Source organism: Bacillus sp. CGMCC 1.16541 (assembly GCF_003184905.1).
In the GTDB taxonomy this organism is placed as follows: Bacteria; Bacillota; Bacilli; order Bacillales; family Bacillaceae_H; genus Priestia.
The window spans coordinates 18,516-42,197 of record NZ_KZ821210.1 but is presented as its reverse complement, the minus strand read 5'-3'; the positions used below and the strand labels follow the sequence as shown (position 1 = coordinate 42,197).

General features: G+C 36.9%; 25 protein-coding genes, 1 other RNA gene, 1 pseudogene and 1 other annotated feature. Of the genes and pseudogenes, 9 read left to right on the top strand and 18 right to left on the bottom strand.

The window, feature by feature from the left end; genetic code table 11:
* The 5 genes from DIS06_RS04040 to DIS06_RS04020 all read right to left on the bottom strand — a co-directional run bounded on the left by DIS06_RS04040 (position 1) and on the right by DIS06_RS04020 (position 3,913).
* The gene (locus tag DIS06_RS04040) at positions 1 to 888 is read right to left on the bottom strand and encodes an ATP-binding protein (RefSeq protein WP_110111990.1); all 888 of its coding nucleotides are present in this window, start codon (positions 886 to 888) and stop codon (positions 1 to 3) included.
* 138 nt (positions 889 to 1,026) lie between these two features.
* A complete protein-coding gene (locus DIS06_RS04035) occupies positions 1,027 to 1,254 on the bottom strand; it encodes a DUF2187 family protein (protein WP_110111989.1) in 228 nt (75 codons plus the stop codon).
* Between the two features lie 244 nt (positions 1,255 to 1,498).
* Entirely contained in the window at positions 1,499 to 1,795 is a 297-nt protein-coding gene (locus tag DIS06_RS04030) for an AzlD domain-containing protein (protein WP_110111988.1), read from the bottom strand.
* Positions 1,792 to 2,520: an AzlC family ABC transporter permease gene (locus DIS06_RS04025; RefSeq protein WP_110111987.1), complete on the bottom strand. Its 729-nt coding sequence runs from the start codon at positions 2,518 to 2,520 to the stop codon at positions 1,792 to 1,794. The genes DIS06_RS04030 and DIS06_RS04025 overlap by 4 nt, the downstream gene beginning before the upstream one ends.
* Before the next feature lie 55 nt (positions 2,521 to 2,575).
* The gene (locus tag DIS06_RS04020) at positions 2,576 to 3,913 is read right to left on the bottom strand and encodes a hypothetical protein (RefSeq protein WP_110111986.1); all 1,338 of its coding nucleotides are present in this window, start codon (positions 3,911 to 3,913) and stop codon (positions 2,576 to 2,578) included.
* Positions 3,914 to 4,029: 116 nt separating this feature from the next.
* On the opposite strand from DIS06_RS04020, the gene DIS06_RS04015 reads away from it, so the two are divergent.
* Entirely contained in the window at positions 4,030 to 4,635 is a 606-nt protein-coding gene (locus DIS06_RS04015; RefSeq protein ID WP_110111985.1) for a hypothetical protein, read from the top strand.
* A 19-nt stretch (positions 4,636 to 4,654) separates the two neighbouring features.
* Here DIS06_RS04015 and DIS06_RS04010 read toward each other — a convergent pair whose 3' ends face one another.
* Both DIS06_RS04010 and DIS06_RS04005 read right to left on the bottom strand, forming a co-directional pair.
* Positions 4,655 to 5,092, bottom strand: a complete 438-nt coding sequence (locus DIS06_RS04010) for an RDD family protein (RefSeq protein ID WP_110111984.1) — start codon at positions 5,090 to 5,092, stop codon at positions 4,655 to 4,657.
* A gap of 2 nt (positions 5,093 to 5,094) precedes the next feature.
* Entirely contained in the window at positions 5,095 to 6,498 is a 1,404-nt protein-coding gene (locus DIS06_RS04005; RefSeq protein ID WP_110111983.1) for a M48 family metallopeptidase, read from the bottom strand.
* A 322-nt stretch (positions 6,499 to 6,820) separates the two neighbouring features.
* Here DIS06_RS04005 and ssrS point away from each other — a divergent pair.
* A non-coding RNA gene (gene ssrS / locus DIS06_RS04000) (6S RNA) lies at positions 6,821 to 7,002 on the top strand.
* A 92-nt stretch (positions 7,003 to 7,094) separates the two neighbouring features.
* Here ssrS and DIS06_RS03995 read toward each other — a convergent pair.
* The 3 genes from DIS06_RS03995 to DIS06_RS03980 form a co-directional block, all read right to left on the bottom strand.
* Positions 7,095 to 7,496, bottom strand: a complete 402-nt coding sequence (locus DIS06_RS03995) for a hypothetical protein (protein WP_110111982.1) — start codon at positions 7,494 to 7,496, stop codon at positions 7,095 to 7,097.
* Between the two features lie 639 nt (positions 7,497 to 8,135).
* Entirely contained in the window at positions 8,136 to 8,408 is a 273-nt protein-coding gene (locus tag DIS06_RS03985) for an HU family DNA-binding protein (RefSeq protein WP_110111980.1), read from the bottom strand.
* Positions 8,409 to 8,573: 165 nt separating this feature from the next.
* Complete coding sequence (locus DIS06_RS03980) at positions 8,574 to 9,386, bottom strand: undecaprenyl-diphosphate phosphatase (RefSeq protein WP_110111979.1); 813 nt, start codon at positions 9,384 to 9,386, stop codon at positions 8,574 to 8,576.
* Between the two features lie 271 nt (positions 9,387 to 9,657).
* Between DIS06_RS03980 and DIS06_RS03975 the strand changes: the two genes are divergently transcribed.
* Entirely contained in the window at positions 9,658 to 10,593 is a 936-nt protein-coding gene (locus tag DIS06_RS03975) for a manganese-dependent inorganic pyrophosphatase (RefSeq protein ID WP_110111978.1), read from the top strand.
* A 52-nt stretch (positions 10,594 to 10,645) separates the two neighbouring features.
* Here DIS06_RS03975 and DIS06_RS03970 read toward each other — a convergent pair whose 3' ends face one another.
* Positions 10,646 to 12,730, bottom strand: a complete 2,085-nt coding sequence (locus DIS06_RS03970; protein ID WP_110111977.1) for an LTA synthase family protein — start codon at positions 12,728 to 12,730, stop codon at positions 10,646 to 10,648.
* 280 nt (positions 12,731 to 13,010) lie between these two features.
* Here DIS06_RS03970 and DIS06_RS03965 point away from each other — a divergent pair, with 280 nt between their 5' ends.
* Complete coding sequence (locus DIS06_RS03965) at positions 13,011 to 14,072, top strand: lactonase family protein (protein ID WP_110111976.1); 1,062 nt, start codon at positions 13,011 to 13,013, stop codon at positions 14,070 to 14,072.
* Positions 14,073 to 14,143: 71 nt separating this feature from the next.
* On the opposite strand, the gene DIS06_RS03960 is transcribed toward DIS06_RS03965, so the two are convergent.
* Together DIS06_RS03960 and DIS06_RS03955 are read right to left on the bottom strand one after the other, a co-directional pair.
* Entirely contained in the window at positions 14,144 to 14,965 is an 822-nt protein-coding gene (locus DIS06_RS03960) for an N-acetylmuramoyl-L-alanine amidase (RefSeq protein ID WP_110111975.1), read from the bottom strand.
* A 192-nt stretch (positions 14,966 to 15,157) separates the two neighbouring features.
* Positions 15,158 to 15,490 carry an MCP four helix bundle domain-containing protein gene (locus DIS06_RS03955; RefSeq protein WP_110111974.1) on the bottom strand — a complete coding sequence of 111 codons (333 nt, stop codon included), beginning with the start codon at positions 15,488 to 15,490 and terminating at the stop codon, positions 15,158 to 15,160.
* Between the two features lie 390 nt (positions 15,491 to 15,880).
* Between DIS06_RS03955 and DIS06_RS20320 the strand changes: the two genes are divergently transcribed.
* From DIS06_RS20320 to DIS06_RS03945, 3 genes are all read left to right on the top strand, one after another.
* Positions 15,881 to 16,051 carry a hypothetical protein gene (locus DIS06_RS20320; protein ID WP_204166747.1) on the top strand — a complete coding sequence of 57 codons (171 nt, stop codon included), beginning with the start codon at positions 15,881 to 15,883 and terminating at the stop codon, positions 16,049 to 16,051.
* Positions 16,052 to 16,249 carry a YwbE family protein gene (locus tag DIS06_RS03950; protein ID WP_110111973.1) on the top strand — a complete coding sequence of 66 codons (198 nt, stop codon included), beginning with the start codon at positions 16,052 to 16,054 and terminating at the stop codon, positions 16,247 to 16,249.
* Between the two features lie 106 nt (positions 16,250 to 16,355).
* Positions 16,356 to 17,702, top strand: coding sequence for an amino acid permease (locus tag DIS06_RS03945; protein WP_110111972.1), 1,347 nt, complete (start codon positions 16,356 to 16,358; stop codon positions 17,700 to 17,702).
* 28 nt (positions 17,703 to 17,730) lie between these two features.
* On the opposite strand, the gene DIS06_RS03940 is transcribed toward DIS06_RS03945, so the two are convergent.
* Positions 17,731 to 18,357: a LysE family transporter gene (locus DIS06_RS03940; RefSeq protein WP_110111971.1), complete on the bottom strand. Its 627-nt coding sequence runs from the start codon at positions 18,355 to 18,357 to the stop codon at positions 17,731 to 17,733.
* 159 nt (positions 18,358 to 18,516) lie between these two features.
* On the opposite strand from DIS06_RS03940, the gene DIS06_RS03935 reads away from it, so the two are divergent.
* Positions 18,517 to 18,777 (top strand): hypothetical protein, encoded by a 261-nt coding sequence (locus tag DIS06_RS03935; protein ID WP_110111970.1) that lies wholly within the window; start codon positions 18,517 to 18,519, stop codon positions 18,775 to 18,777.
* Positions 18,778 to 19,051: 274 nt separating this feature from the next.
* Positions 19,052 to 19,351: pseudogene (locus tag DIS06_RS20505) on the top strand (transposase); the annotation flags it as partial.
* Between the two features lie 163 nt (positions 19,352 to 19,514).
* Here the strand turns inward: DIS06_RS20505 and brnQ are convergent.
* The 4 genes from brnQ to thiM form a co-directional block, all read right to left on the bottom strand.
* Positions 19,515 to 20,852 carry a branched-chain amino acid transport system II carrier protein gene (gene brnQ / locus DIS06_RS03930; protein ID WP_110111969.1) on the bottom strand — a complete coding sequence of 446 codons (1,338 nt, stop codon included), beginning with the start codon at positions 20,850 to 20,852 and terminating at the stop codon, positions 19,515 to 19,517.
* A gap of 103 nt (positions 20,853 to 20,955) precedes the next feature.
* Positions 20,956 to 21,211, bottom strand: a binding site (T-box leader).
* A gap of 78 nt (positions 21,212 to 21,289) precedes the next feature.
* Positions 21,290 to 21,946 carry a thiamine phosphate synthase gene (gene thiE, locus DIS06_RS03925; RefSeq protein ID WP_110111968.1) on the bottom strand — a complete coding sequence of 219 codons (657 nt, stop codon included), beginning with the start codon at positions 21,944 to 21,946 and terminating at the stop codon, positions 21,290 to 21,292.
* A gap of 15 nt (positions 21,947 to 21,961) precedes the next feature.
* Positions 21,962 to 22,771, bottom strand: coding sequence for a bifunctional hydroxymethylpyrimidine kinase/phosphomethylpyrimidine kinase (thiD, locus tag DIS06_RS03920; protein ID WP_204166746.1), 810 nt, complete (start codon positions 22,769 to 22,771; stop codon positions 21,962 to 21,964).
* Complete coding sequence (gene thiM / locus DIS06_RS03915; protein WP_110111967.1) at positions 22,768 to 23,589, bottom strand: hydroxyethylthiazole kinase; 822 nt, start codon at positions 23,587 to 23,589, stop codon at positions 22,768 to 22,770. Before thiM ends, thiD begins: the two co-directional genes overlap by 4 nt.
* Positions 23,590 to 23,682 lie beyond the last annotated feature (93 nt).

The window sequence follows — 23,682 nt, the reverse complement described above, 5'->3', positions numbered from 1 at the left end:
TCACTCAAACAGCGTTTCCGCAATGTTTTGAATGGCTGCTTTTTCCCTTTCATCTTCTAACTTTTCAATAATGCCACGCTGAATGGCACGGATAGGTGGTAAGTAAAGGGCTAAATCACACGTATCGATGAGCGCACGAATGGACGCTGCCTCCTCTGAAACATGACCACTACGGACTTGTGTAATCAAATCTGATGATAATGTCACAAATTTATCTAATAACTTTTCATCTTTCAATGCCGACTGTGAGACTAACACTTGTTTCAAACTACTACCTTGGATGTAAGGAACATCAATAACAACAAAGCGATTTTTTAATGCTTCATTTAATGGTACCGTTCCAACATATCCTTCGTTAATCGCGGCTATAACACCAAACGTTTCTTTTCCTTTGATTACTTCACCTGTAAATGGATTTGTAATCATTTTACGATAATCAAGTACGCCATTTAAAATCGGTAATGTTTCAGGTTTGGCCATATTAATTTCATCAATGTAAAGAAGATGACCTTTTTTCATTGCTTGAACGACAGGACCTTCTATAAATTCGATGCTCGTTTTTCCTTCACGCTCTGAAATGGTTTTAAAGCCTAATAGTGCTTCTGCGTCTAAATCCACTGAGCAGTTTACACTGTGCATTGGCTGAGAGAAAATACTTGAGAGTGTTTCAGCAAGCTTTGTTTTCCCAGATCCAGTAGGCCCTTTTAGTAAGACATTTTTCCCTAATGATAAGGCAATGATTGCATCTACTAAAATGGCTTCTTCAGATGGCGTATAGCCACTCTGACCAATTAAGTACGCATCCTCTTTTGAAAAAGATTCTTTTCTATTTGTAAGCAATGTTTGAATTTCTTTTGGTAACGACAATGATTGAAGATCAAATGACATAAACAAAACCCTTTCTACTTTTACTACTTGCTTTATTGTACAAGAAAGTATAATTATTCACAAAAACAAATAACAAAAGTGCCGCACACTTAACGTTCGGCACTCTTACGTGATGTTGATTGTGTTGCTTTTCAACGTTTATTTCACGATTTTATAATTACGGTGGTTAATCACTGTTTTTCTCGGCTCTCCCGTTTCTTCGCTCTTTCCAACATCAACAATCACAGAGTTTTCACGAACAATAATAACGGTTCCTTTTTTCCCTTTTAATTCACCTGTTTTTAATTGAATCGTGTCACCTTCTTTTACTTTTGTTGCGTTAGGCGCTTCTTTTCCTGTGACTGGCTTATTCGTTTCGTTTTCCATTTATTTAAACCCCCTGCAAATTATTGTTGTCTTTATTGTCCCAAAGTTTGGTGCTTTTAAACAAGTGATACGCTCAACTTTTACAAGTATCACTTACATAATTAGCACCTATGATGGCTCATCACAAAGCAATTTCCCTTAAAAGCCACTTCCAATTATGTACCTTTTTATTTAGAACATATTTTTAATAGACACTATTATACACAAAAAACCGTTATCCTCATAGAAGATAACGGCATATTTTTCATAAAAATGAAAGTCCAAATACAACTCCAATTGACCCAAGTAAAACGAGAAAGATGTTTAAGCGCAACGAAGATAAAACGATAGCAACAATTGCACCAAGAAAACCAATATGAGGACGATCAGGATAAACTGTTAGTACTCCTGGAAAAATAAGAGCGCCAAGTGCTGCATATGGGATTGCTGACAACCATTTATCTAGCCAAGGTGGCATCGTTAACTTATCGACAATGAGTACAGGTATGATACGCGGGAGCAACGTGGCAATACTCATTCCAACAATTAATACCCACATCATTTCTCTTCACCTCTCATTAAGAAAATCCCACTAAAACCACCTAGAAGGGTAGCAAAAACGATGGCCCATCCACTACTCATGAATTGACTAAATCCATAATTAAAAATCATACTAATGAGTGCGATAACCCCAAGGCGCCACTCTTTTTTCACAGAAGGAACAAGTAGTGCAATAAACATCACATATAAAGCGATTGTCATACTTTGACTAAGAGCATGAGGGATAAATCCTCCAACAAGGCCACCTAAAAATGAACCAAATACCCATGTAAAATAAGAAGCACTAATTAAACCAAGATAGAAATAATGACTTTTTTCTTCTTTCACTTTATCAATGTTCATAGATGACAACGCAAACGTTTCATCCGTTAATCCAGCAGACATCAAAACTTTAAATCGCAGCGGAATGACTTTTAAAGCATTCATTACTGATAAGCTCATAATAAAATGCCGGAAATTTAAAATGAACGTTGCGACAATAATTTCAACCACACCAATGCCACCTGCTATCATATTTGCTGCCATAAATTGACTTGCGCCAGCAAAAACAAATACACTCATCGCTGTTAACTCATACAATGATAATTCGGCTTGTTTTGCCAATAAACCAAATGTAATACCAATTGGCAAATAACCGATCATAATCGGTGTTGCAGCCGTGACTCCTTTTATAAATGGATGAGGAGATTGTATGTCTAAAGTTGCTCTTTCTCGACTAGGTTCCATCACCATTCTCCTTTTCTATCTCTATATACACGTTCTCTTCTTTCACTCATCTCGATTATCTTTCAGAATGATACGTTTCTTGAATAACCTCTTCTACCTTCTCATAAGGTTCATCTTTCAAATTAAACAACTCATTAATTGCATGATCCCGCAACTGATAAAGATTGGAGATGTAATCTCGGTTTAAGTTCACCATTTGTAAATAAGTGGACAGAGATATCTTATTTTGTTGTTCTAATACTTCAAATGCTTTTCTTGTTACTAGAAGTTGCTCTTGTAACATATCATGCCATTCAAGGCGCCAATCTAAAATATAATTGCTACGCTCTGAATATTCGTTGTTTACAATTTGTTCGTTACCAACTTGCCATTCTTGCCACTTTTGAATGATATCGTGCGTTCGATTAAATTCCTTAGTAAGGTGTTGATGATCCTTTACTACATAAGATCCATGTAATTGATTAGCCAACGGTTTCAATTCTTTTCCTTCGGCCATCTCAACTACATGCACAATCGGTTTTATTGCTAAGGATTGGATATCTTCATTAGTTAATTCATTTTCTGTTGAACACGTATGCACATCATCATTTAATACATACAACATATTAGTATGAGTGGCTTCATCAAACTGTTGCAAGTCCGTATAAACAGCTTGTATGCTAGCTTTCATTGAAAACTGTTCTGTAATAGTTGGATTATGTAAAGTTCCCTCGAATAACTCTTTATTATAAGGCTGCACGTCATATACCACTTCTTGTCGTTCACAAGAAGTCTCTGGCATGTCGTTAATTCTACTATAAATACGCAGACCTACATTCACACTTTTTGGTAGTAACGCTACTAGTGGCTCTATATCTTTTAGTAATTCTTCACGTACATTCTCTTCTGTTACATCTTTTTTAGTGTGGATTAATAGATAAACGTTAATATTTTCTTTGAATTGATAACGTTCATCCTCTACGTTCTGTGTACCAAACGCCAACTCTTTCCACTTTTGAACTACAACTTCTGGGCCTGGATAGTGCTTTTGAAACCGCACTGTTATTTCACTTGCATAAGCTTTTACAAAGTCTTCATCTTTTGCTTGTGCTTCTGTAATGGGAGGTAAGTCCGCTACAGCTTTCTCAATTTCTTCCACTTGATCTTTTTGAAGAGATTCATATACTCCTGGTGGAAAGCTTACTAGTTCTTTTAATGTAGTGGGTAATGTTGCTTTACTAAAAGGAGGAGCCACTTGTTTTTCTACTTCAACTGCTTCCTTTTCGACTTGGTTAATTGGCTTTGGCTTCTCATCTGGCTCAGGCTCTGACACGTTATTTGTTGAACAAGCTGTCATCGTTACACATGCACTAACTAAGCTTGTCACAATAAGTGTTTTCACATTTAACCTCAATGTTTTGCCCCTTTCATTCCTATTTCTTTTTCATTGATTACAAATTTATCGTGTGCGATTGCAAGCACATTCATCATCACATATGATACGATTGACGAAAACAAGGAGTTGGTGACATGTTTTTCATTTGGATTACCCTACTCGTTTATGCTATTTTCCTTGCACCTGGGGAATGTTTTGACAATGACGCGCTCTTGTCACTTTTAATTGGCGGTCAATTTGAACAAGTAGATCCGCTTATTGTTATGATTTTTTCGTTTTTAGGATTATACCCACTTCTTTTTGCCTTTCTTATCTTACCACAAGACAATCGTAAATTAACGGCTTGGCCTTTTGTTTTTCTTTCTTTTTTCCTAGGAGCATTTGCTTTACTACCTTACTTTTCCTTTCGCGGACGAGTAAGTAAAGTGAAATCTAGAACGTCAACAACGCTATTAACTGCCTTAAACTCTCGTATCTTTATTATTGTTCTGCTTATACTTGTCATTTTCCTGTACGGAATTGGTTTATTTACAGGTTCTTTTTCAGCTTATCAACAAGCATTTCTTTCTTCTCAATTTGTCAGCATTATGACTATGGACTTTTTCATCCTTATTTGGCTTTCTTATTATGTAATGAAGAATGACTATCATGAACCGAAAAGTCCTCTTGTGTTTTTGCCTCTAATCGGACTTCTTTATTTACTCTTACTAAGAATAAATCAACGTAAAAAGAGAGGGTAGCTAAACTCCCTCTCTCCTTTTATAGGTCAACTGATTTTTCTTCCCCCGGCTTTGTAAACGTAACATATGTTCCAGCAATCATATCGTGAATTGAGCGTTTATCTTCACGAAGCGCTACCATAAAAAGACTAATGACAAGACCTATTCCAAATGTAATTAAATACACAAGGCCTGCTACTAACGACCGTAATAGCATAGCGCCAACTCCAACATTTCTTCCATCCACTTTCACAATACGAATACCACAAATACGCTTTCCAACTGTATAACCGAACCATAATACCGGTACAAATATATAATAAATAGCACTAAGAACATCCGTAGACCAATGACCCTCCTCAAATGTGCCTGAAATTAAAAAACCAATAAGAGCTAACGGCACTCCAATAATAATTCCATCTAAAACGTTTGCACCTAAACGAATCCAAAAACCTGCTGGCTGTATCACTTCATTCATATTTATCCCTTTCCTTTCTTTGCTGCTTGTTTTAATTCATTCACTATTTCTGCATTTCCATTTTCAATGGCCTTCATAAGCGGTGTACTACCATAGTAATCTGGCGCATTTGGGTCTGCTCCTGCTTCTATTAATACGCGAACAGCCCCCACATTATCACTATAAACAGCATAAGTTAAGGCTGTATCACCCTCACTGTCTTCATAAGTTACATCTGCACCTTCATCAAGTAAGAATGAAAGAACTTTCGTGTTTCCTAACTCAGCTGCACTCATCAGAGGTGTTAAAAATAGGTCGCCGTCCTCTATATTAACATCTACACCTTCATTTAATAGTAACGTAGCTGCGTCTACATTGTCAGACTTCGCAGCCCAATGCAATGGTGTATAACCTTGATCGTCTAACTCATCGACTGCGTAACCTTCTTCGATTAACTTTTGTAACTCGTCCATGTCATCCGTAATAATCGCTTGCGTTACCGGTGATGGCTCTCCATAAGCACTCTCATCGAAATCTGTTACTGTTTCGTCAAAAAAATGGTTCATCGAAAAGACCATTCCGCCTATAAAACCACTAAATAAAAGAAGAGTGACTGGAACAAACAACCAAACTTTTTTCGAACGTTTTGTTTCAAAGATTACTTCCTCAGGCTCACCCATGAATGCTCCAACTTCATAGATTCGCTTTGGTAATGGAGGGTGTGTCGATAAAAATTCACTTAACCAAACAAAAAAACCTTTTTCACGCTGTGCTTGTCTTAAAAACTCATCGCGACTCACTTGCTTATAAAGCACTTTTCCAACACTAAGAATGGTCAAACTATTTTTCGCAGCTTCTGGATTATTTGTGTAATAGGCCGCATAGCGATCACACGTATATTCGCAAGCTCGTAAATACAGCTCACCAATACCAGGCATCCACATTGCAGGCAAAATAAACATTGATTTTGAAATATGATTTCGCTTAATATGAGCTAGTTCATGTGCAATGACAAACGACAGCTCATCCTCATTACCTTGTTCAATTAATTCAAAAATCTCCGAGTATATCACAACCATGTTACGACCAAAAAACCTCGTTGCAAATGCATTTAACGTTCCACCTGACTGCATCACATACACATCAGGTACTCGGTTTAATTCCATCTCGCTACACAATTGCTTCGTTTTCTCATAGATAATTGGAAACTGCTTTTCATTTAACTGAACTGCATTCATTCGAATGTAACCAATCATTAACGCATGAGCAAAAAGCGATAATAAAATGATGGCTCCAATGATAAAGATTCCAACGACTGATACGATAAAGGCTATATAGGTTAAAATACTGATAACAAGTACAAATGCATAATAACGACCTTCATGTGGGTGAATAAGTTGCTTTTCTTCTAATCTTTCTTTTGGCACGTCTCTTTTCTCCTTCGACTAAAATAGACAAAAATTTCTTTAACAGGAAGATTATAAAGATTGTTCACTTATTTGTACACAGGAAATTAGACATAACAAATATATTCAAGCTATAGTCTTTTTGATTTAAATATTTAAAGCACTAGTTATAATATACCATTGATTTTCCCTACACATATCATGTATAGTGTAAATACAGAAAGCACAGGAACATTCTTTCCTTCGCTTTTAGAGAAAATATTCTCTCTTGCCAAACGGAACATAATCCTTTCAACAAACTACTCATCATTCTCTCATTTGTGAGGGAATGTATACATATACGACATACCTGCGATGCCCGTATACTCATGTTGTCTTAAACCTTTGAGTGTTAAACGGGAGTTCAACATCAAGCTGCGGATAACATGCCTTCTCCTTAGAAGGACGTTAAAAATGGCTGTGCGAACACCCACCTAGTTGATCTGGGTATTTAAGACACTTCGGGTTACGACAGAGCGGGATGTCTATATTACTAACTCCTCTTTTATAAATGGAGTTTTTATGTCACCTTTTGTTTACATAATAAAATTATTGATAACAAAAAAAAGATAACTCGTTTACATGTTATCTTTTTTGTTATCTTTTTCTTTCAATTGTTCTTCTATTAGCATATTTAACCACTCTGGATGCTGTTTGCTTTCATTTTCATTAAATACCTCTGTAACATCCTGTTCTTGCATTCTAGACATAATATCGTGAATGTCATTTTGACTCCCAAAAATGTTACCAAACCCTTGATTATGCTTTTTATTACTTCTGAAATTAGTTGGAAAGTTATTACCAAAGTTAACAACGGAAGCATCTTCAATTGCACCAATATGAATGTCACCTATTGTAAAAGTTGAAGTGACCTCTCTTGTTTGACTACGAATGACTCGATTGTTTTTTTGCACATATGATTGAGGTTCTTCTTGCTTACTATCTATTTTATAAGGAATTGGTCTTCCATTAATATTCACTGTAATATCTGGATCATTTTCTTTTCGATTACGGTGTTTTTTTTACTTCTTTCACGAGTTTGTTGGGACGGCTTGTTCTTTGTTGAGGTTGACCTTTTAGTATTATTTTCCGCAGAAATTGCTTGATCAGAAGACCATACATGACCTATGTTCATCGTTCCGCTAAGTTCATTGACATCTACTCTATCCAAATGATAAGAAAGATCCTCTATGTTTAACGTCTCAATCTATTTTATATATAAAAAAGGAGAGAAACCACAAACGTTAAACGTATAAAGGTTAGGACATAAGGTAGTAAAATAAATAAAGGAGATGCCTAGCCGTCTTCCTTTTTTATTTTACTAGTTTTTTATAACAATGAAGATGACGGGCTAAGCCTCTTTATCTGAGCTTTATATACGCCCCATGTATTCAATTTTCCCTGTTCCTTGGCACTGTTCACATTTTGTTTTCATGGTAAACAGTCCCCAGCCCTTTTTACGTTGCTTTTTTCCATCACATGTTGGACACAATACATAAATTCCCATATTATTCACTTCGCTTTCAGCTTTTGTTTATTAGTATTGGAATTTATGTAAACACCTAACCATTTCATAAAAAATGCCTGTCGCTACAAACGCGACAAGCATTTCTTTCTCATTACTTAACTGCTTCTTTTAATTCTTTACCTGCTTTGAAAGCTGGAACTTTAGATGCAGCAATTTGCATTTCTTCACCTGTTTGTGGGTTACGACCTGTACGAGCTGCACGCTCACGTACTTCGAATGTACCGAAACCAACAAGTTGGATTTTTTCTTCTTCTGCTAATGTATTTGAGATCGTTTCTAATAAAGCATCAACTGCTTTTGCTGCATCCTTTTTACTTAATTCAGATTTTTCAGCAACTGCATTTACTAATTCTGTTTTGTTCATGTTCAAAACTCCTTTTTGTTTATTTTTTATGTAGAGATGTCAACATATCACATCTTCTATCCGTTTGTCACTTCATAAGATTAGACATCTCTCTAAAAAACTCCTTTTTTCACCGTCGACTTTTTAAAATTAATGACTATTTATCCATTTAATCGACTCTTTCATTTAGAAAAAGACGAAATAAATAACAACTGCAAGTGCAATGCGATAAAGAGCAAACGGCACAAGCTTGATTCGATTAATGAGTTTTAAGAAAAAGCGAATCGACACAAATGCAAAAATAAATGCACTAACAAACCCTGTGACAAAGAATGGTAACACATCGATTGTAAAATAGCTCCAATTCTTAAGAAGCGATAAGCCACTAGCCCCTAACATGATCGGAACAGCCATAATAAACGTAAAGTCAGCTGCTGCACGATGACTCATTCCTAGTAAAACACCACCAGAAATCGTAGAACCAGAACGTGAAAATCCCGGCCAAAGTGCAATACACTGAAATAACCCAACTGCCAATGCTTGTTTATAACTAATTTGATCCACTGTTTCTGTTTTTGGCGTTTTTGGCTGAAGCCAATCAGCGACAATCATTAATACTGCACCCATAACTAACCCAACAAGTACTGTCTTAATCGAGAATAAGTGTTCATCAATATAATCTTCAAACAACAATCCAAGTACTCCAGCAGGCAATAATCCAACAATAATGTGACTAAGTTTTAATCGTTCACCTGTTGCCTTTTCTTTTTTCAAATCGAGTAAATCAACAAAACGGCTTTTGAATAATACAACAACAGCTAAGATGGAACCTAATTGAATGACAATTTTAAATGTATTGGCGACTTCTTGCGAAAACAACTTATGCGATTTTAACAATAAGTCATCTACAATGATCATATGTCCCGTTGATGACACAGGCGCAAACTCTGTCAATCCTTCTACAATCCCTAAAATAAATGCGACAATAATCTCCCACATACCACATGTACCTCTATCTTGTTTATTTGTCTCGTACTGAACATATAATAGAATGATTTCTTTCCAAAGTACAGCACCTATAGATGGATTTTTTACGATACTTACATAAATCTGTTTAATCCTCACAGAAAATCTGTCAAATTAAAAAGAAATTTGATACAATACAAAAGTATTGAGACCTTATTGACTCATACTTACATAACGTAAGATCACTTCTGCCCGTTTAAGCGGGATAACAACATCTAATATACATTGTTAAAGGAGTAGAAGAATGGAAAAAGTATTTATTTTTGGACACAAAAACCCAGACACAGATACAATTTGCTCAGCAATTGCTTACGCTGACTTAAAAACAGCTTTAGGTATGGACGTTGAGCCAATTCGCTTAGGTGAAGTAAACGGTGAAACACAATTTGCATTAAACTACTTCAATGCTGAAGCACCTCGACTAGTAACAGAAGTAGCAAGTGAAGTGAAAAGTGTTATTTTAGTTGATCACAACGAACGTCAACAAAGTGCAAACGATATTGATCAAGTTCGTGTTCTAGAAGTAATTGATCATCACCGTATTGCAAACTTTGAAACAAGTGATCCATTATATTATCGTGCTGAGCCGGTAGGGTGTACAGCGACAATTTTAAACAAAATGTACAAAGAAAATGGCGTAACGATTAAAAAAGAGATTGCAGGGTTAATGTTATCAGCGATTATTTCTGACTCTTTATTATTCAAATCTCCTACTTGCACGGAAGAAGACGTAGCAGCTGCTCGCGAGTTAGCTGAAATTGCAGGTGTGGATGCAGAGCAATACGGATTAGATATGTTAAAAGCTGGTGCTGACTTAAGCGATAAAACCATTGAGCAACTTATTTCATTGGATGCAAAAGAATTTGACATGGGAAGTTTCAAAGTTGAAATCGCACAAGTAAACACAGTTGATACAAACGACGTTCTTTCGCGCCAAGCAGAACTTGAAGATACGATTGCTAGCATTGTAGAAACAAAAGGTTTGGACTTATTCGTACTGGTTGTAACAGATATTCTAGAAAATGACTCTGTTGTCCTTTCAATCGGTAAGGAAGCAAGTGCAGTAGAAGATGCGTTTAACGTCCAACTTGAAAACAAAACAGCTTTATTAAAAGGTGTTGTATCACGTAAGAAACAAGTGGTTCCTTCATTGACAGAAGCGTTGAAAAAGCGCAGCTAAGTAACAGAGCGCATTCGGTACTAGACAACTGAATGCGCTCTTTTTACATAACTTACTTTCCATTTAAATCATACTGATTACTCGTTGACAAGACACGTTCAAGGTCATCTAATACTTTCACTTGAATCGTCATCTTTTTATGTGCATCCACTTCGACTTTTAATGCCTCAGGACTTTCGAAAATCGTTTCAACTCTTTCACCATTGATAAATGCTTGTGTACTTTTTGTAAAGTACTCTCCTTTTATCTGAGCGAACGCCGGACTTGCTTCGTAACTAACTGTCACATTTTTAATAACAGGATCCACATACCCTAAACGATACGTATCGTTAGGTTGAATCATTTCGGCATCATCTATTACATATTGCTTTCCGTAATAAATGTCATACTGAAGAAGCTCATATTCGTTTAACGCTCTCTTTGTAAGTCCTTCATCTTTAAAGTAGTCTGCGCGTGGAATCTTTGTTATTTGGTTTTGTAATTGGTGTTGCAAGAAATCCGTCCAAACGTTTCCTTTTACACCTGCTTTATCTAACACATAAGCTCCTAAAAACGATGAGCTCAGATGCAACTTTTCACGATTATTGGAGAAATTATCCCAAATCAGTAATGGCGTTTCATACATTTTTTTGTACTCATCATACGTACCATCCTCTTTATAATAACCAGCTTCTCTATAGACTTTGTAGTCATTCCCTAACGTCGGTAAGTGATCTCCATAATAAACAATGATGGTTGGTTCGTTACGCTCGTTTAGTGTTGTGATTAATCGCTCGAGTTCATAATCAACCTGCACCAACGTGTCTCCGTAAAATTCTAGCATCCCTTTTGAATCCTCTGTTAGCTTTTCACTTGAAACTTCAATCGTTGCATATGATTTCTTAACACCAGGCGCATAAGGCATATGATTTTGCATGGTGACAGCAAAGATGAAATCCGGCTTCTCACTCTTATCTAATTGTTCTAAAATCGTATCCGTAATCACGTCATCTTTATAATAGGTGTAATCAATTGTTGGATTTTTTAAATACTCACCACTGATAAATCGGTCGAATCCTAATAAATGATACACATTGTTGCGTTGATAGAACCAATTTGCATAAGAGTGAATAGCTGTTGTCTCATAACCACTCTTTGTTAAGATATTAGGCAATGCAGGAATAGGTTTCTTTAAACTATGCAAAAATGGGACTGTCCCGCTCGGTAAGAATTGCATAGATAGTCCTGTCAACACTTCAAACTCTGTATTAGCTGTTGACCCTCCAAACACAGGTGCGAGTAGAGAGCCGGACGTATGTTTATCTTTTATGGATCGATAAAATGGAAGTGGATCTTGATTAAATGTTACACCGTTTAATACCGTTGGATCCCAATACGCTTCACTTTGAATCATAATAATATTTGGCGTTTGATCACTTTTTCTGGCAAACTCTTTATCTTCGTACTTCTCTTTCAATGCTTTTATATATTTTTCTGAATACAAAGGCGGCTCTTCAACTGCCAACCACTTCAAGTTACGTGTAAAACTAACAAGTACACCATTTGTTTCATAGTTTTTAACTTGATTAAATCGAATATAGTGAGAATTAAACTGAGTAGCGATAGACGTTTTTCCTTGTTTTGCTTCTCCTAAAAATAAAAAACTAAAAGCGATACTAAAGAGAAGAGCAAGCATTACTTGAGGTATCCAATGTATGTTTTCATTTGGCACTTTGTAAATCAAAAAAGCAAGAATCAAAATGTATATGACCACACTCACAATCATAACTGTCATTATATTTGCCGAAAGAATGTCAAGCATGGATTTGGCCTCGGAGAACATAGCTAAATCTGAAGGAATCATTGGCTCTCCACGCAGATTTTGCTTCATTCTACTTCCGTAACCTAAAGATAGAGCAAATACACAAATAATACTTATGAGCGGTATATATACTTTTCTCTTAAAAACACGAAATCCTCCTAGCAATAAGAACAAAAACAACCAGCCATATAAAAATGGGCCAGCATCTAATTTCACCCTTTCAATGACTCGCTGTGCACTTCCACTATATAACCATTCCGTTGACGTCATAATGATGAAAGCATACAACGCTGTAAGGAAAAGCATAAAAAATAAGTTAACTATACGCTGTTTCATAAACTTAAGATGTCCCCCCCTCTACTTTCCACTTCTTTTGTATCAATACTTCCCCTTCACTTTAGAAACAAGATTAACGTTTACATCTTTAGGGTAGGGTGTTAATAAGACTTTTTTGGCACATTCTAAAATAAGACATTCGTATTTTATCACATATCCTTTACAATTTCTTTACGTTTTTACACAAAATTAACATTGTCTACTTCTAGGTTGAAACAAGCTAAAATCTGACTTTCGATTGAGATATGCTATAATACATTCATGAAAGGAGCTTAAAGTTATGACAACAAATCAATCATTTACCGGTTACGTTGGAACCTATACAAAAGGTGACAGCAAAGGAATTTATAGCTTTACGTTAGACACTCAAGTCGGCAGAATTACTGATGTAAAAGTAGTGGCGACTGTTGGAAATCCTACATATGTAACAGTTAGCGAAGATAACACTATGCTTTATGCAGTTGCCAAAGATGATGAATTAGGTGGCGTTTCTGCTTATTCGATTAATCGTGAGACAAGTGAATTAACAGAACTTAATAAGCAACTAACAGAAGGTGCGAACCCTTGTCACGTAAGTATAAATCGTCAGCAAAGTCTCGTTGTAACATCCAATTATCATAAAGGTACCGTAGAATCTTATGTTGTAAATAAAGACGGGTCACTAAACCCTGCTGCTTCGGTTATTGAACATACAGGTAGTGGTCCTAATCAAGAACGCCAAGAAAAGCCTCACGTTCACTATGCGGGCTTTACACCTGATGAGAACTATGTAATTGTAGTTGACCTCGGAATTGACAAAGTGATTACATATAGAGTAAATGAAGATGGGACATTAACAGAAGCAAGTACACTGTCCACAACTGCTGGAAGTGGACCTAGACACCTAGTCTTCCATCCAAACGGAAAATTTGCGTATGTGATGACAGAACTTAGTTCGGAAGTACTTGTGTTATCCTATAATTCTGAAGATGGCAGTTTCACACAATTGCAATCCATTTTGACAATTCCAAATGACTTTAATGAAAACAATCAAGGTAGTGCTATTCATATTTCTTCTGATGGACAGTTTGTTTACGCAGGAAACCGCGGACACGATAGTATTGCAATTTTTAGCGTCAATCAAGACAATGGTGAACTTACATTTGTTGACCGAACACATACAGAAGGAAACTGGCCACGTGATTTCGTATTAGATCCCACAGAAGCTTTTCTTATTGCTTCAAATCAAGAGTCACACAACCTTGTTCTTTATAAGCGAGACGAAACAACAGGTACATTGCAACTCGTTCAAAGAGATGTTTCCGTTCCATATCCAGTTTGCTTAAAATTTTTAACAAACTAAACGAAATCAACCCCTTGCTTTTGTGTCCACTGTTTTTACAACAGAGGGCTACTTCAAGGGGTTTTTATCATCTATGCTTCGTTTACATAAACAGTCCAGCCATATCTTTGACGAAGTTCAGCTGCGAACCTTTCAGCTGTTGCTTTTCCCGTAAATGTACCGGTAATAATTCGATAAGTGGGATTCAATTCTGTTGTATCGGCTTTTTCATAGGTAATCCACGGATAATCATTACGTAATCGAGTGAGCGCAGCTGCGAATTGTTGAGCATTTTGAAATGTACCAGTTGTTAAGCGATAAAGGCGAGTGTCTTCAATTGGGGTTGGTTGTGGAGTGGGCTGTGTCTTCGTAGGTAATCCTGTAAATTGAGCTACACCTCGAACATAAGCTTCTGACATTTCTCTTAAAAATGTTTCGTTTTTTAATAGATTTGCATCTTTAAGTGTATCAATGAATGCAATTTCTGTTAAAATTGCTGGCATAGTTGTTTGGCGAAGGACAGCAAAATTTGCTCGCTTCTTTCCTCGATTAGCATGAGTATACTTTGGTAATACAGAGATCACTTGATTATGCACCACATTTTGGAGGTTAATGGTTGTAGATCCTGGACTTGTATAAATATAGTCTTCGTAGCCTGTACCACCACCAGCATTCACATGAATCGAAAAGAATATGTCGGCATTCCAACTATTTGCACGATTAGCTCGCTCACTTAGTGATAGGAATATATCAGTTGTACGTGTTGTATTAATGATAAAGCCTGTGTACGTTTCGTTTAAATAATTAATCATATATTGTTGAATTTTCAATACTATATTCTTCTCTGCCAACTCATTTCCCACTGCCCCTGAGTCTGAACCTCCGTGACCTGCATCAAGATAAATTCTTTTCATCTTTGCTTGTCTCCTTTCTTCTATTAAATTATGCTCATTTTTTTAAACGGTTACTTTTATTTTTGGTTGACGAAAGTACCGTTAGTCATTTCGCGCATATCATAAAAGTTCATACTAATTCCCCATTACTTGTATTTTTATAGCTTACTAGTATGAATACACATAGCAAAAATGAACCGTCTTCATATCCTTTTACAATTCCTTTTCTGCAAGGAAATGAATTTCATCTGCATACCACTTTACGTCTGAGAACGTTTTTGTTTCCTCTCCCATAATTGCTTGAGTTAGTAACTCTGTACTATGTTCTTCACTTAATAATACGCTTCTTAATGCACCATTTTGTCTTGCTGCATAGTATTGCATCTCTTGTGCTTTCTTTAAGATTTCAACCCGTCGATCGACAATTTCTGAATACGAACGATTTATTTCTTTTATGTAGTAGTACGACAAATCACTAATACTTATTAACAAAATAGCGATTATAAAGAAACTAATAAATAGCTTTCTACCAATCACAAACTTCATAACTCATTTCCCCTTATCCGTAATCTATAAATAATTCAATATTCACAAATATAACTTTGTCACTACTTTTTGTCGAATTCACTCGAAATATCTAGTGGTAAATCAGGACTTATCACACAGTTATAAGAGCACAATGAACTACACAATCCACTTTTAAAGGATATTTACTTCGGATAATAAGATATTAGGTATTCCGAACGACTCCACTCATATCCACCCTTTTAGATGATATTTTTATGAATTTGTATCTTTAAAAGACTACGGACAGAAGAAACGACCTTTTCTTCTTTTTAAGCATCATACAACTCAACTTTTTCTTTTAGAATATGTATGCATCTTTCCTTTCTTCGCTTATAATGGAGACATCGATAAAGAAGGAGAGTCACACATATGTCTAACGAAAAGAAAAAAATCAGTTTACAAGAAGCGATGAAACAAAAATTAGCGAGTAAAAAGCAAAACCAATCAGCAAATCAACATGGAATTGTAAAATCAACTCAACAGCTTAAAAGTCAACAAACAAAAAAAACAAATAACCAACGCAAACGAATGGGTGTATAAATGAGCGGACAATCACGTGCAAATATTAAGCCTGGCATAGAAGTAAACATTGTATTGAAGCAAGACCAACGCTCTGGAAAACGCACAAGTGGAGTTGTAAAAGACATTTTAACCAATGCTAGTTTTCATCCCCATGGTATTAAAGTTCGCTTAGAAGACGGACAAGTAGGGCGAGTGAAAGAAATTACATCGAATTAAAAAAGCTAGATCTCATTCAAAACGAGATCTAGCTTTTTTGCATAAATTCATCGTTTCAAGAAACGCTAGTAGTTATATGACTACCTCTAAAAAGGAGACCAACAAGATGGAACATTCGGGATGTAGTGCACCGAAACAAGAGAGCGGTGATTTAAAGTGGTGGCAACTCTCATTAATCGGGGTTGGCTGCATTATTGGGACAGGCTTTTTTCTAGCATCGGGAATTGCCATTAAAAAAGCGGGATTATCTACACTTCTTGCTTTTCTTATTGCGGCATTTTCTACATATATTGTGTTTAATACACTCGCTAAAATGACTGCGAATGATCCTCAAAAAGGTTCGTTTTGCGCATATGCTAAAAATGCTTACGGTCACTGGGCAGGGTTTAGTTGTGGTTGGGTTTATTGGTTTTCAGAAATTTTAATCATGGGAAGTCAGTTAACCGCCCTATCTATTTTTTCAAAGTTTTGGTTTCCAAACATACCACTTTGGTTATTTGCATCTGGGTATGCCATTTTAGGACTTGCTGTTTTGTTGGCTGGAACAAAAGGATTTGAACGATTAGAAAATGTGTTTGCACTGATGAAGATTGGTGCAATCGTTATGTTTATTATTATTGCGCTCTTAGCTGTGTTTGGTGTGCTCAAAAGCAATCCTTCACTAAACACACCTAATACCGTTCAAGATTTCCTCGGCACTGGATTCCTTGGATTATGGGGTGCGCTCATCTATGCATTTTATGCGTTTGGCGGCATCGAAATTATGGGACTGATGGCGATTAATTTAAAAGAAAAGAAAGAGGCAGCAAAATCAGGAACGGTCATGCTCATTGTTTTAACTTCTATTTATATTCTTTCCGTCGGACTAGCTATTCTTCTCACATCTCGAAGTGCTTTTAATCAGAAGGAAAGCCCGTTTGTCACAGCATTGTCTACGTATAATCTTGATTTCTTTCCGCACGTATTCAATGCTGCTCTTATTATCGCTGGCTTTTCGACCATGATTGCTTCTATGTTTGCGGTGACGAACTTACTTGTAACTCTTGCAGAAGATCAAGACGCTCCTGCTTTATTTGCTAAAAAAGGGAAAGGGAAGTTAAAAGTAGCCCTGCCTTCTTTAGGACTTACCACATTAGGACTTGCATCTTCTATTCTTGTCGCTTTTTTAATGCCAGGTAAAGTATATGAATATATTACAACGGCCGCTGGACTGATGCTTTTATACAACTGGTTTTTCATTTTGCTTTCTTCACGCAAGCTACTGGAACTTACAACCAGCGATAAAGTAAAGCAATTCCTAAGTATGGGCTTTATTGCTTTAGCCATTAGCGGGACAATTATTGAAAAGTCAAGCCGTCCTAGTTTTTTTATTAGCCTTGTATTTGTCGGACTCATTGGGTTAGTACTAATTAAAATGAAATCTGTTTGGAAAAAAGAAAAGGCTGAGACATGATGAAAAGACTCATGCCCTAGCCTCTTTATTAACGAGTAAATAATTGAACAGCTTCATATCCAAAGTAGCTCCCAAATCCAATTAGAGAAATTCCAGATATAATGGATGTTATAGTTAAAAGAAGATGTGCAAAATAACGTCGAAACGTACTCGCGATAATAGCCATCGTTAAATCCCAAAGTAGAATTCCAACAAAAATAGCTCCACTATAAACAATTAACTCTACTTTATCGTATGTAGCAGAAGCCTTTGCAAGGACGGACCCATAAATACCAAGCCAAAATAGAATTGTCAACGGGTTTGACAATGAGAGGAGAAAACCAGATAAAAAGCATTTAAAATATGTATCGCTCTCTCCTCTTTGTTCAAGCGCAATTCTTTTTGCTGCCATTAAACTTTCAATTCCTGTGTAAATGAGTACAAAACAACCAAACAAAAATAAAAACGCTTTCACAAATGGCACATTGATAAAGTTAACGAATCCAAGGTACACGACTAACATATATATAGCATCGGCTGTCGTTGCTCCTAATCCAACAAGCCATGCGTGCACAAACCCATTGCGAAGCCCTCTATCTAATTGAGCAGCGTTAACAGGTCCAATCGGTGCGGCTAACGACAACCCTAAAAAGATGTAGTTCAATAATATGAACATACATACCTCCTTCTCTTGATGTACAAGTTCTCATTTGTACAATCTATTCACAGTCTTTCTTTGTTACAACTAAAACTTCAAAAGTCGATACATAATGAAAAGAAAGAATAGAAATGATAGTAACTAAGCGAACGCAAATTGGACGTTGGAGGTTTTATGATGTCAAATGAACTGGAGTTTACAAAAGCGATTGAGGCTTTGCATAACGCTGAACATTGGGTTATTGAAGCACAAGCACAAGCAGATTCACAACGATTTCAGTATGCTCAGCAACATCTACAGCTAGCTAACCAATTAATTCATAAAGCACGGACACTACCTTTAACTTCAGAACAACAAACACAAATTCTACATGCAACCGAACAGCTACGTCACTTACAAGAAACACAAGCAGCTGTTCAACAAATTCATGGATTTTAATGTTCCTATACTTTAGCGCTTTTACTACGCATTAAGTAGTGATATTTAAAAAGCGCAAAAATAAACAAGAGAGTGGGACATAACGAAATGATTCCTTCTCAAAAACGAACAAGAACGTTTCTGTCATCGTTATGTTACAACAACAAGTTCGTTCCATTTCGCTCCACTATTCTTTTAAACTTGTTTTTTAATCAAAAAAAGAGGGTGTCCCAAAAGGTATAAACTTTTGGGCACCCTCTTTTTAGGTTAGCTTCTAAAATTAGTCCGTTGATTTCCGTTCCAAACAACCTGTGCCAAAGACAAAGATACAAAAATCGTACAGGTCTCAGTGAGAAACCACCAACAACGAAAAGAAGTTCGTGAACGCTTGGCCACGGAAGAAGGAAGCAAAAGATACAGGCAGTGAAAAATAGATGTAGAGCCTGTGTTTGGACAGATTAAGCACAATTGAGCGTTTAAGAGATTTGGGTTATGAGGCCTATCCAAAAATACCACGGATTGGGGTCTTATTTGCGCTGCACACAATTTACTGAAGTGGGCAGCCAACAAAGAAAGCGAACAAAAATTAGGGTAATGAAGGGAAGGGATATCCCTCTTTCCCTTATAAATCCATCAAACCAAAACCCAGAAACTGGATGAAAAGTAAAAGAGGCGACTCTCAGATCGAATTTATTCAACCTTTTGAGTCAGCCTCTTTTATCGACTGAAACACTTATGTCCCAGCCTCTTTCTTTCTTCTACTTAGCTGGTGTTTCTTCCACCTGTGTTTGTTTTCCGTATTGTGGTACTAGTTGTTTGTATGCTAATCCAAGAATTAATCCAAGGACAGCTGGAGTAAGCCAACTAAATCCGGCATCGTAAAACGGTAGAACTTTTACAAACTCCCCAAGTACACCCATACCTAATCCTGCTTGAAGAAAAGCATCAGTCGTACTGATAACAGAAACAAATAACGTTGCAAATCCATACACAGCACGATGACTGCCAAACCAATGATCTACAAATGATAATAAGATTAATAAAGTCGCAACTGGATAAATGGCTGTAAGAGCTGGTACAGATACTTGTAAAATTTTTGTTAATCCTAAGTTTGCCACTACTAAACTAAACCCTGCAAACACGGTCACCCACATACGGTACGATAATGCAGGAACAACTTTAGCAAAATATTGACTACAAGACGTGACGAGTCCAACTGATGTTGTTAAACAAGCTAAAGTAAATACTAACCCTAATAAAATAGCTCCACTAGGACCAAATAGCGTAAACACAACTTGCGTCAATGTTTGAGCCCCATTTTCAGTTTCTCCGGCGTGTAATGACCCTAAATAAGCCAGCATAACGTAAATGAACGCAAGTACCACTCCAGCTATGACACCAGCGCGAACAGATGAAGATACAATTTGCTCCTTATCTGTCATTCCCATTTGTTTTAGGGTTAATGCAATTACAATTCCAAAGTTCAATGCCGCAATGGTATCCATCGTATAGTATCCTTCTAGGAAGCCGGTAGCAAATGGATTTTTTGCATAAGAGCCTACAGGTACTGAGACTTCTCCAAATGAATAGAACAACGCGCGAACCACAATCACAACAAGTAACGTCAGCAGTAACGGTGTTAATAATTTGCCGAAACGATCAACAAGTTTTCCTGGTTTTAACGCTAACCAATACGCGATACAAAAGTAAATAAATGTATATAAAAATAATGTTCCTGCTCCATTCATATCGTTTGGTAAAAATGGCTGCACTCCCATTTCAAACGCTAAACTACTTGCTCGTGGAATTCCTAAAAGTGGTCCAATCGCTAAATAGATAACGATTGTAAACACCATCGCAAACACCGGATGAACACGACTTGCTAGTACATGCAAACCATCTGATTTTGCTACTGCAATGACTCCTAGGATTGGAAGTCCGACTGCAGAAAGTAGAAAACCAATCATCGCAGGCCAAAAAGCGGTTCCTGCAGATTGACCTAAAAACGGCGGAAAAATTAAATTTCCTGCTCCGAAAAACAATGAGAATAGCATTAAACTAGTAAATAGCGTGTCTTTTTTGGATAAAGTTTTCATGATAATTCCTCCTAATTATTTTGTCCGTTCGCTTTACACTCAAAATATCAATGTCACTTTCCATGTTTGTCACCACCTATAAAATAAAAAAACCCCGCCCCTAAAAAGGGACGAGATTACTATGTATTCTCGCGTTACCACCCTAGTTCTATGTCATTTCATGGAGACATAGCACTCTGCCACGTACGTATTCATACGTGCTCCTGTTAACGGTGGAAGCCGGATACACTTACTTACATCCTTCAGCATACCTTCTCAGAGAGGATATTCGGCTGCGTACTGAACACTGATTCTCAGCTTTTCATCAGTTCTCTGTCGAACAGTTCTCGCAGCGTACTCGATCTCATCAACGAATTGTTATTTCAATATAGCTCATTATAACAAATAAATTAGAATTGTCTATTAATTTTTAAAATTTTTTATTATTTTTTAAAACGTCATAATGAAGTAGCCTCTACTAAACGTTTTGTACATTCAAATGGATTCGCCGCATGACTAATAGCTGTAATCACCGATACCCCATCTGCCCCGGCACGCATTACTTCCGGTGCGTTGTACTCTGTAATGCCACCAATTCCGACAATTGGAACGTCTATATCGTGTTTTCTTATCTCTTCAATTAGAGTTGTTCCTTGTACTCCTTTCGCATCTTCTTTTGTTGAAGTTGGAAATACTGGCCCAATGCCAACATAGTCAGCACCGTCAGCAAGCGCTTTTTTCACTTCTTCTACTGTATGAGTCGACACTCCTACTATTTTATCTGTTCCTATACGCTCTCTCACAACATCTGCTTGTTCATCGTCTTGGCCAATATGCACTCCATCTGCATCAAGTTTAATCGCTAACTCGACATCATCATTTACGATAAATGGAACGTGATACTGTTTGCATAACTTCTGTAATTCTTTTGCAAACAGAATTTTCTCTTCTCCTATTAATGAATCCATTCCTTTTTCACGAAATTGAAAAAGAGTAATACCACCGCTAATCGCTTGCTTTACTACTTCTATAGGGTCTTGATGACAGTTATTACTTCCCATAATAAAATACACGCGCAATAACTGGCTCATTTCTTTTTTACATACCTTTCCCATTGTATAAGTTTCCTCTCATCCTTTTTCTTTGTATTTACGATTATATGCCCAATGGTTCGTCGGACCGTGTCCATTTCCAAGCTTTAAATCGTCTGCAATGGCTGCTTGAATGAAATCTTTCGCTACCACTACCGCTTGACGAACCGAACTTCCTTTTGCAAGTTGCGCTGTTAAAGTTGCTGCAAACGTACAGCCTGTTCCATGTGTATTTTTTGTGTCAATGCGTTTGCTCGTTAAATATAAAAACTCTTCTCCATCATAAAGCAGGTCTACTAAATTTTCTCCTTCTCCATGTCCCCCTTTAATGACAACATTTTTTGCCCCCATGTGGTACAACCTTTTTGCTGCTTCCATCCGATCATCTAAACTAGTAATAGACATATCCGTTAACACTTCCGCCTCAGGAATATTTGGGGTCACAACTAGTGCAAGTGGCAACAAATGTTCTTTTAGTGACTGTATCGCCTGTTGCTGTAACAACGATGCACCGCCTTTTGCAATCATTACAGGGTCCACAACCACTTTGTCCCACTTATATTGCTTAATTTTATTAGCTACTGCTTCAATAATTTCACCGCTAAATAACATCCCTGTTTTTAATGCATCTGTTCCAAGATCTACACCGATAGAATCAATTTGCGCTTCAACTGCTGCTACACTCATCGGATATACGTCTTGAACGCCTAATGTATTTTGCGCCGTAACGGCTGTTAAAGCTGACATCCCATAAGCCCCCAACTCTTGAAATGTTTTTAAATCTGCCTGAATACCAGCTCCACCACCACTGTCAGATCCTGCAATTGTTAGTGCTTTGTATGTAATCATATCTGTTCTCTCTCTTTCTTTTCAATTGCTGCATATTGTTCAACCTGTTGTGCAGAGAGATGAAACAATTGATTTAAAAATTCAATTTGAAAACTACCTGGACCTTCTTCTCCTTTTTTCATTGCAGCTAGTTGTGCTGCAATTCCATATGAAGAAACAGCTGCTACAGAAGCTATTAATGGATCTTCTTCTACAGCCACAAAAGCTCCAACCACTGAACTTAGTAAACATCCTGCCCCCGTTACTTTTGTTGATAAAGAATGACCATTATGCACAATATAAGTGGTCTTGCCATTTGTAATTACATCTTCTTTTCCTGTAATTACAACAATCATATTCAATTGATTGGCTGCTTTTTGAGCAAGTGAAACAATATTCCTCTTTCCCTCTCCAGCATCGACTCCTTTAATGCTCCAGGCCTCTCCAATGACGTTGGCCACTTCAGCTGCATTTCCTCTCAAAACGGTAATGTCCAGATCGTTCACAATGCGCCTAGCGGTTTCTGTTCGATAAGATGTAGCACCTGCTCCAACAGGATCGAACACAATAGGTACGTTATGTGCATTTGCGGACTTTCCTGCAAGAAGCATCGACTCTACTTCTTGCTCACTTAGTGTTCCAATATTTAATACGAGTGCTCCAGCTATTTTCGCCATTTCTGCAACTTCTTCTTTGGCATAAGCCATAACTGGTGATGCTCCTAAAGCTAATAAACCGTTCGCGGTAAAATTTGTCACGACAACATTTGTGATGTTATGTATGAGTGGATTCTCCTCTCTCACATGTTCTAACGCTTGAATAACTTGATAATTCGTCATTTCATCATCCCCCTTTTAAAATAAAAAAGCACTTTGCAAGCGCAAAGTGCTAAAAATCATCATCGTTCACCTAATGACATTTCCTACTTCCTA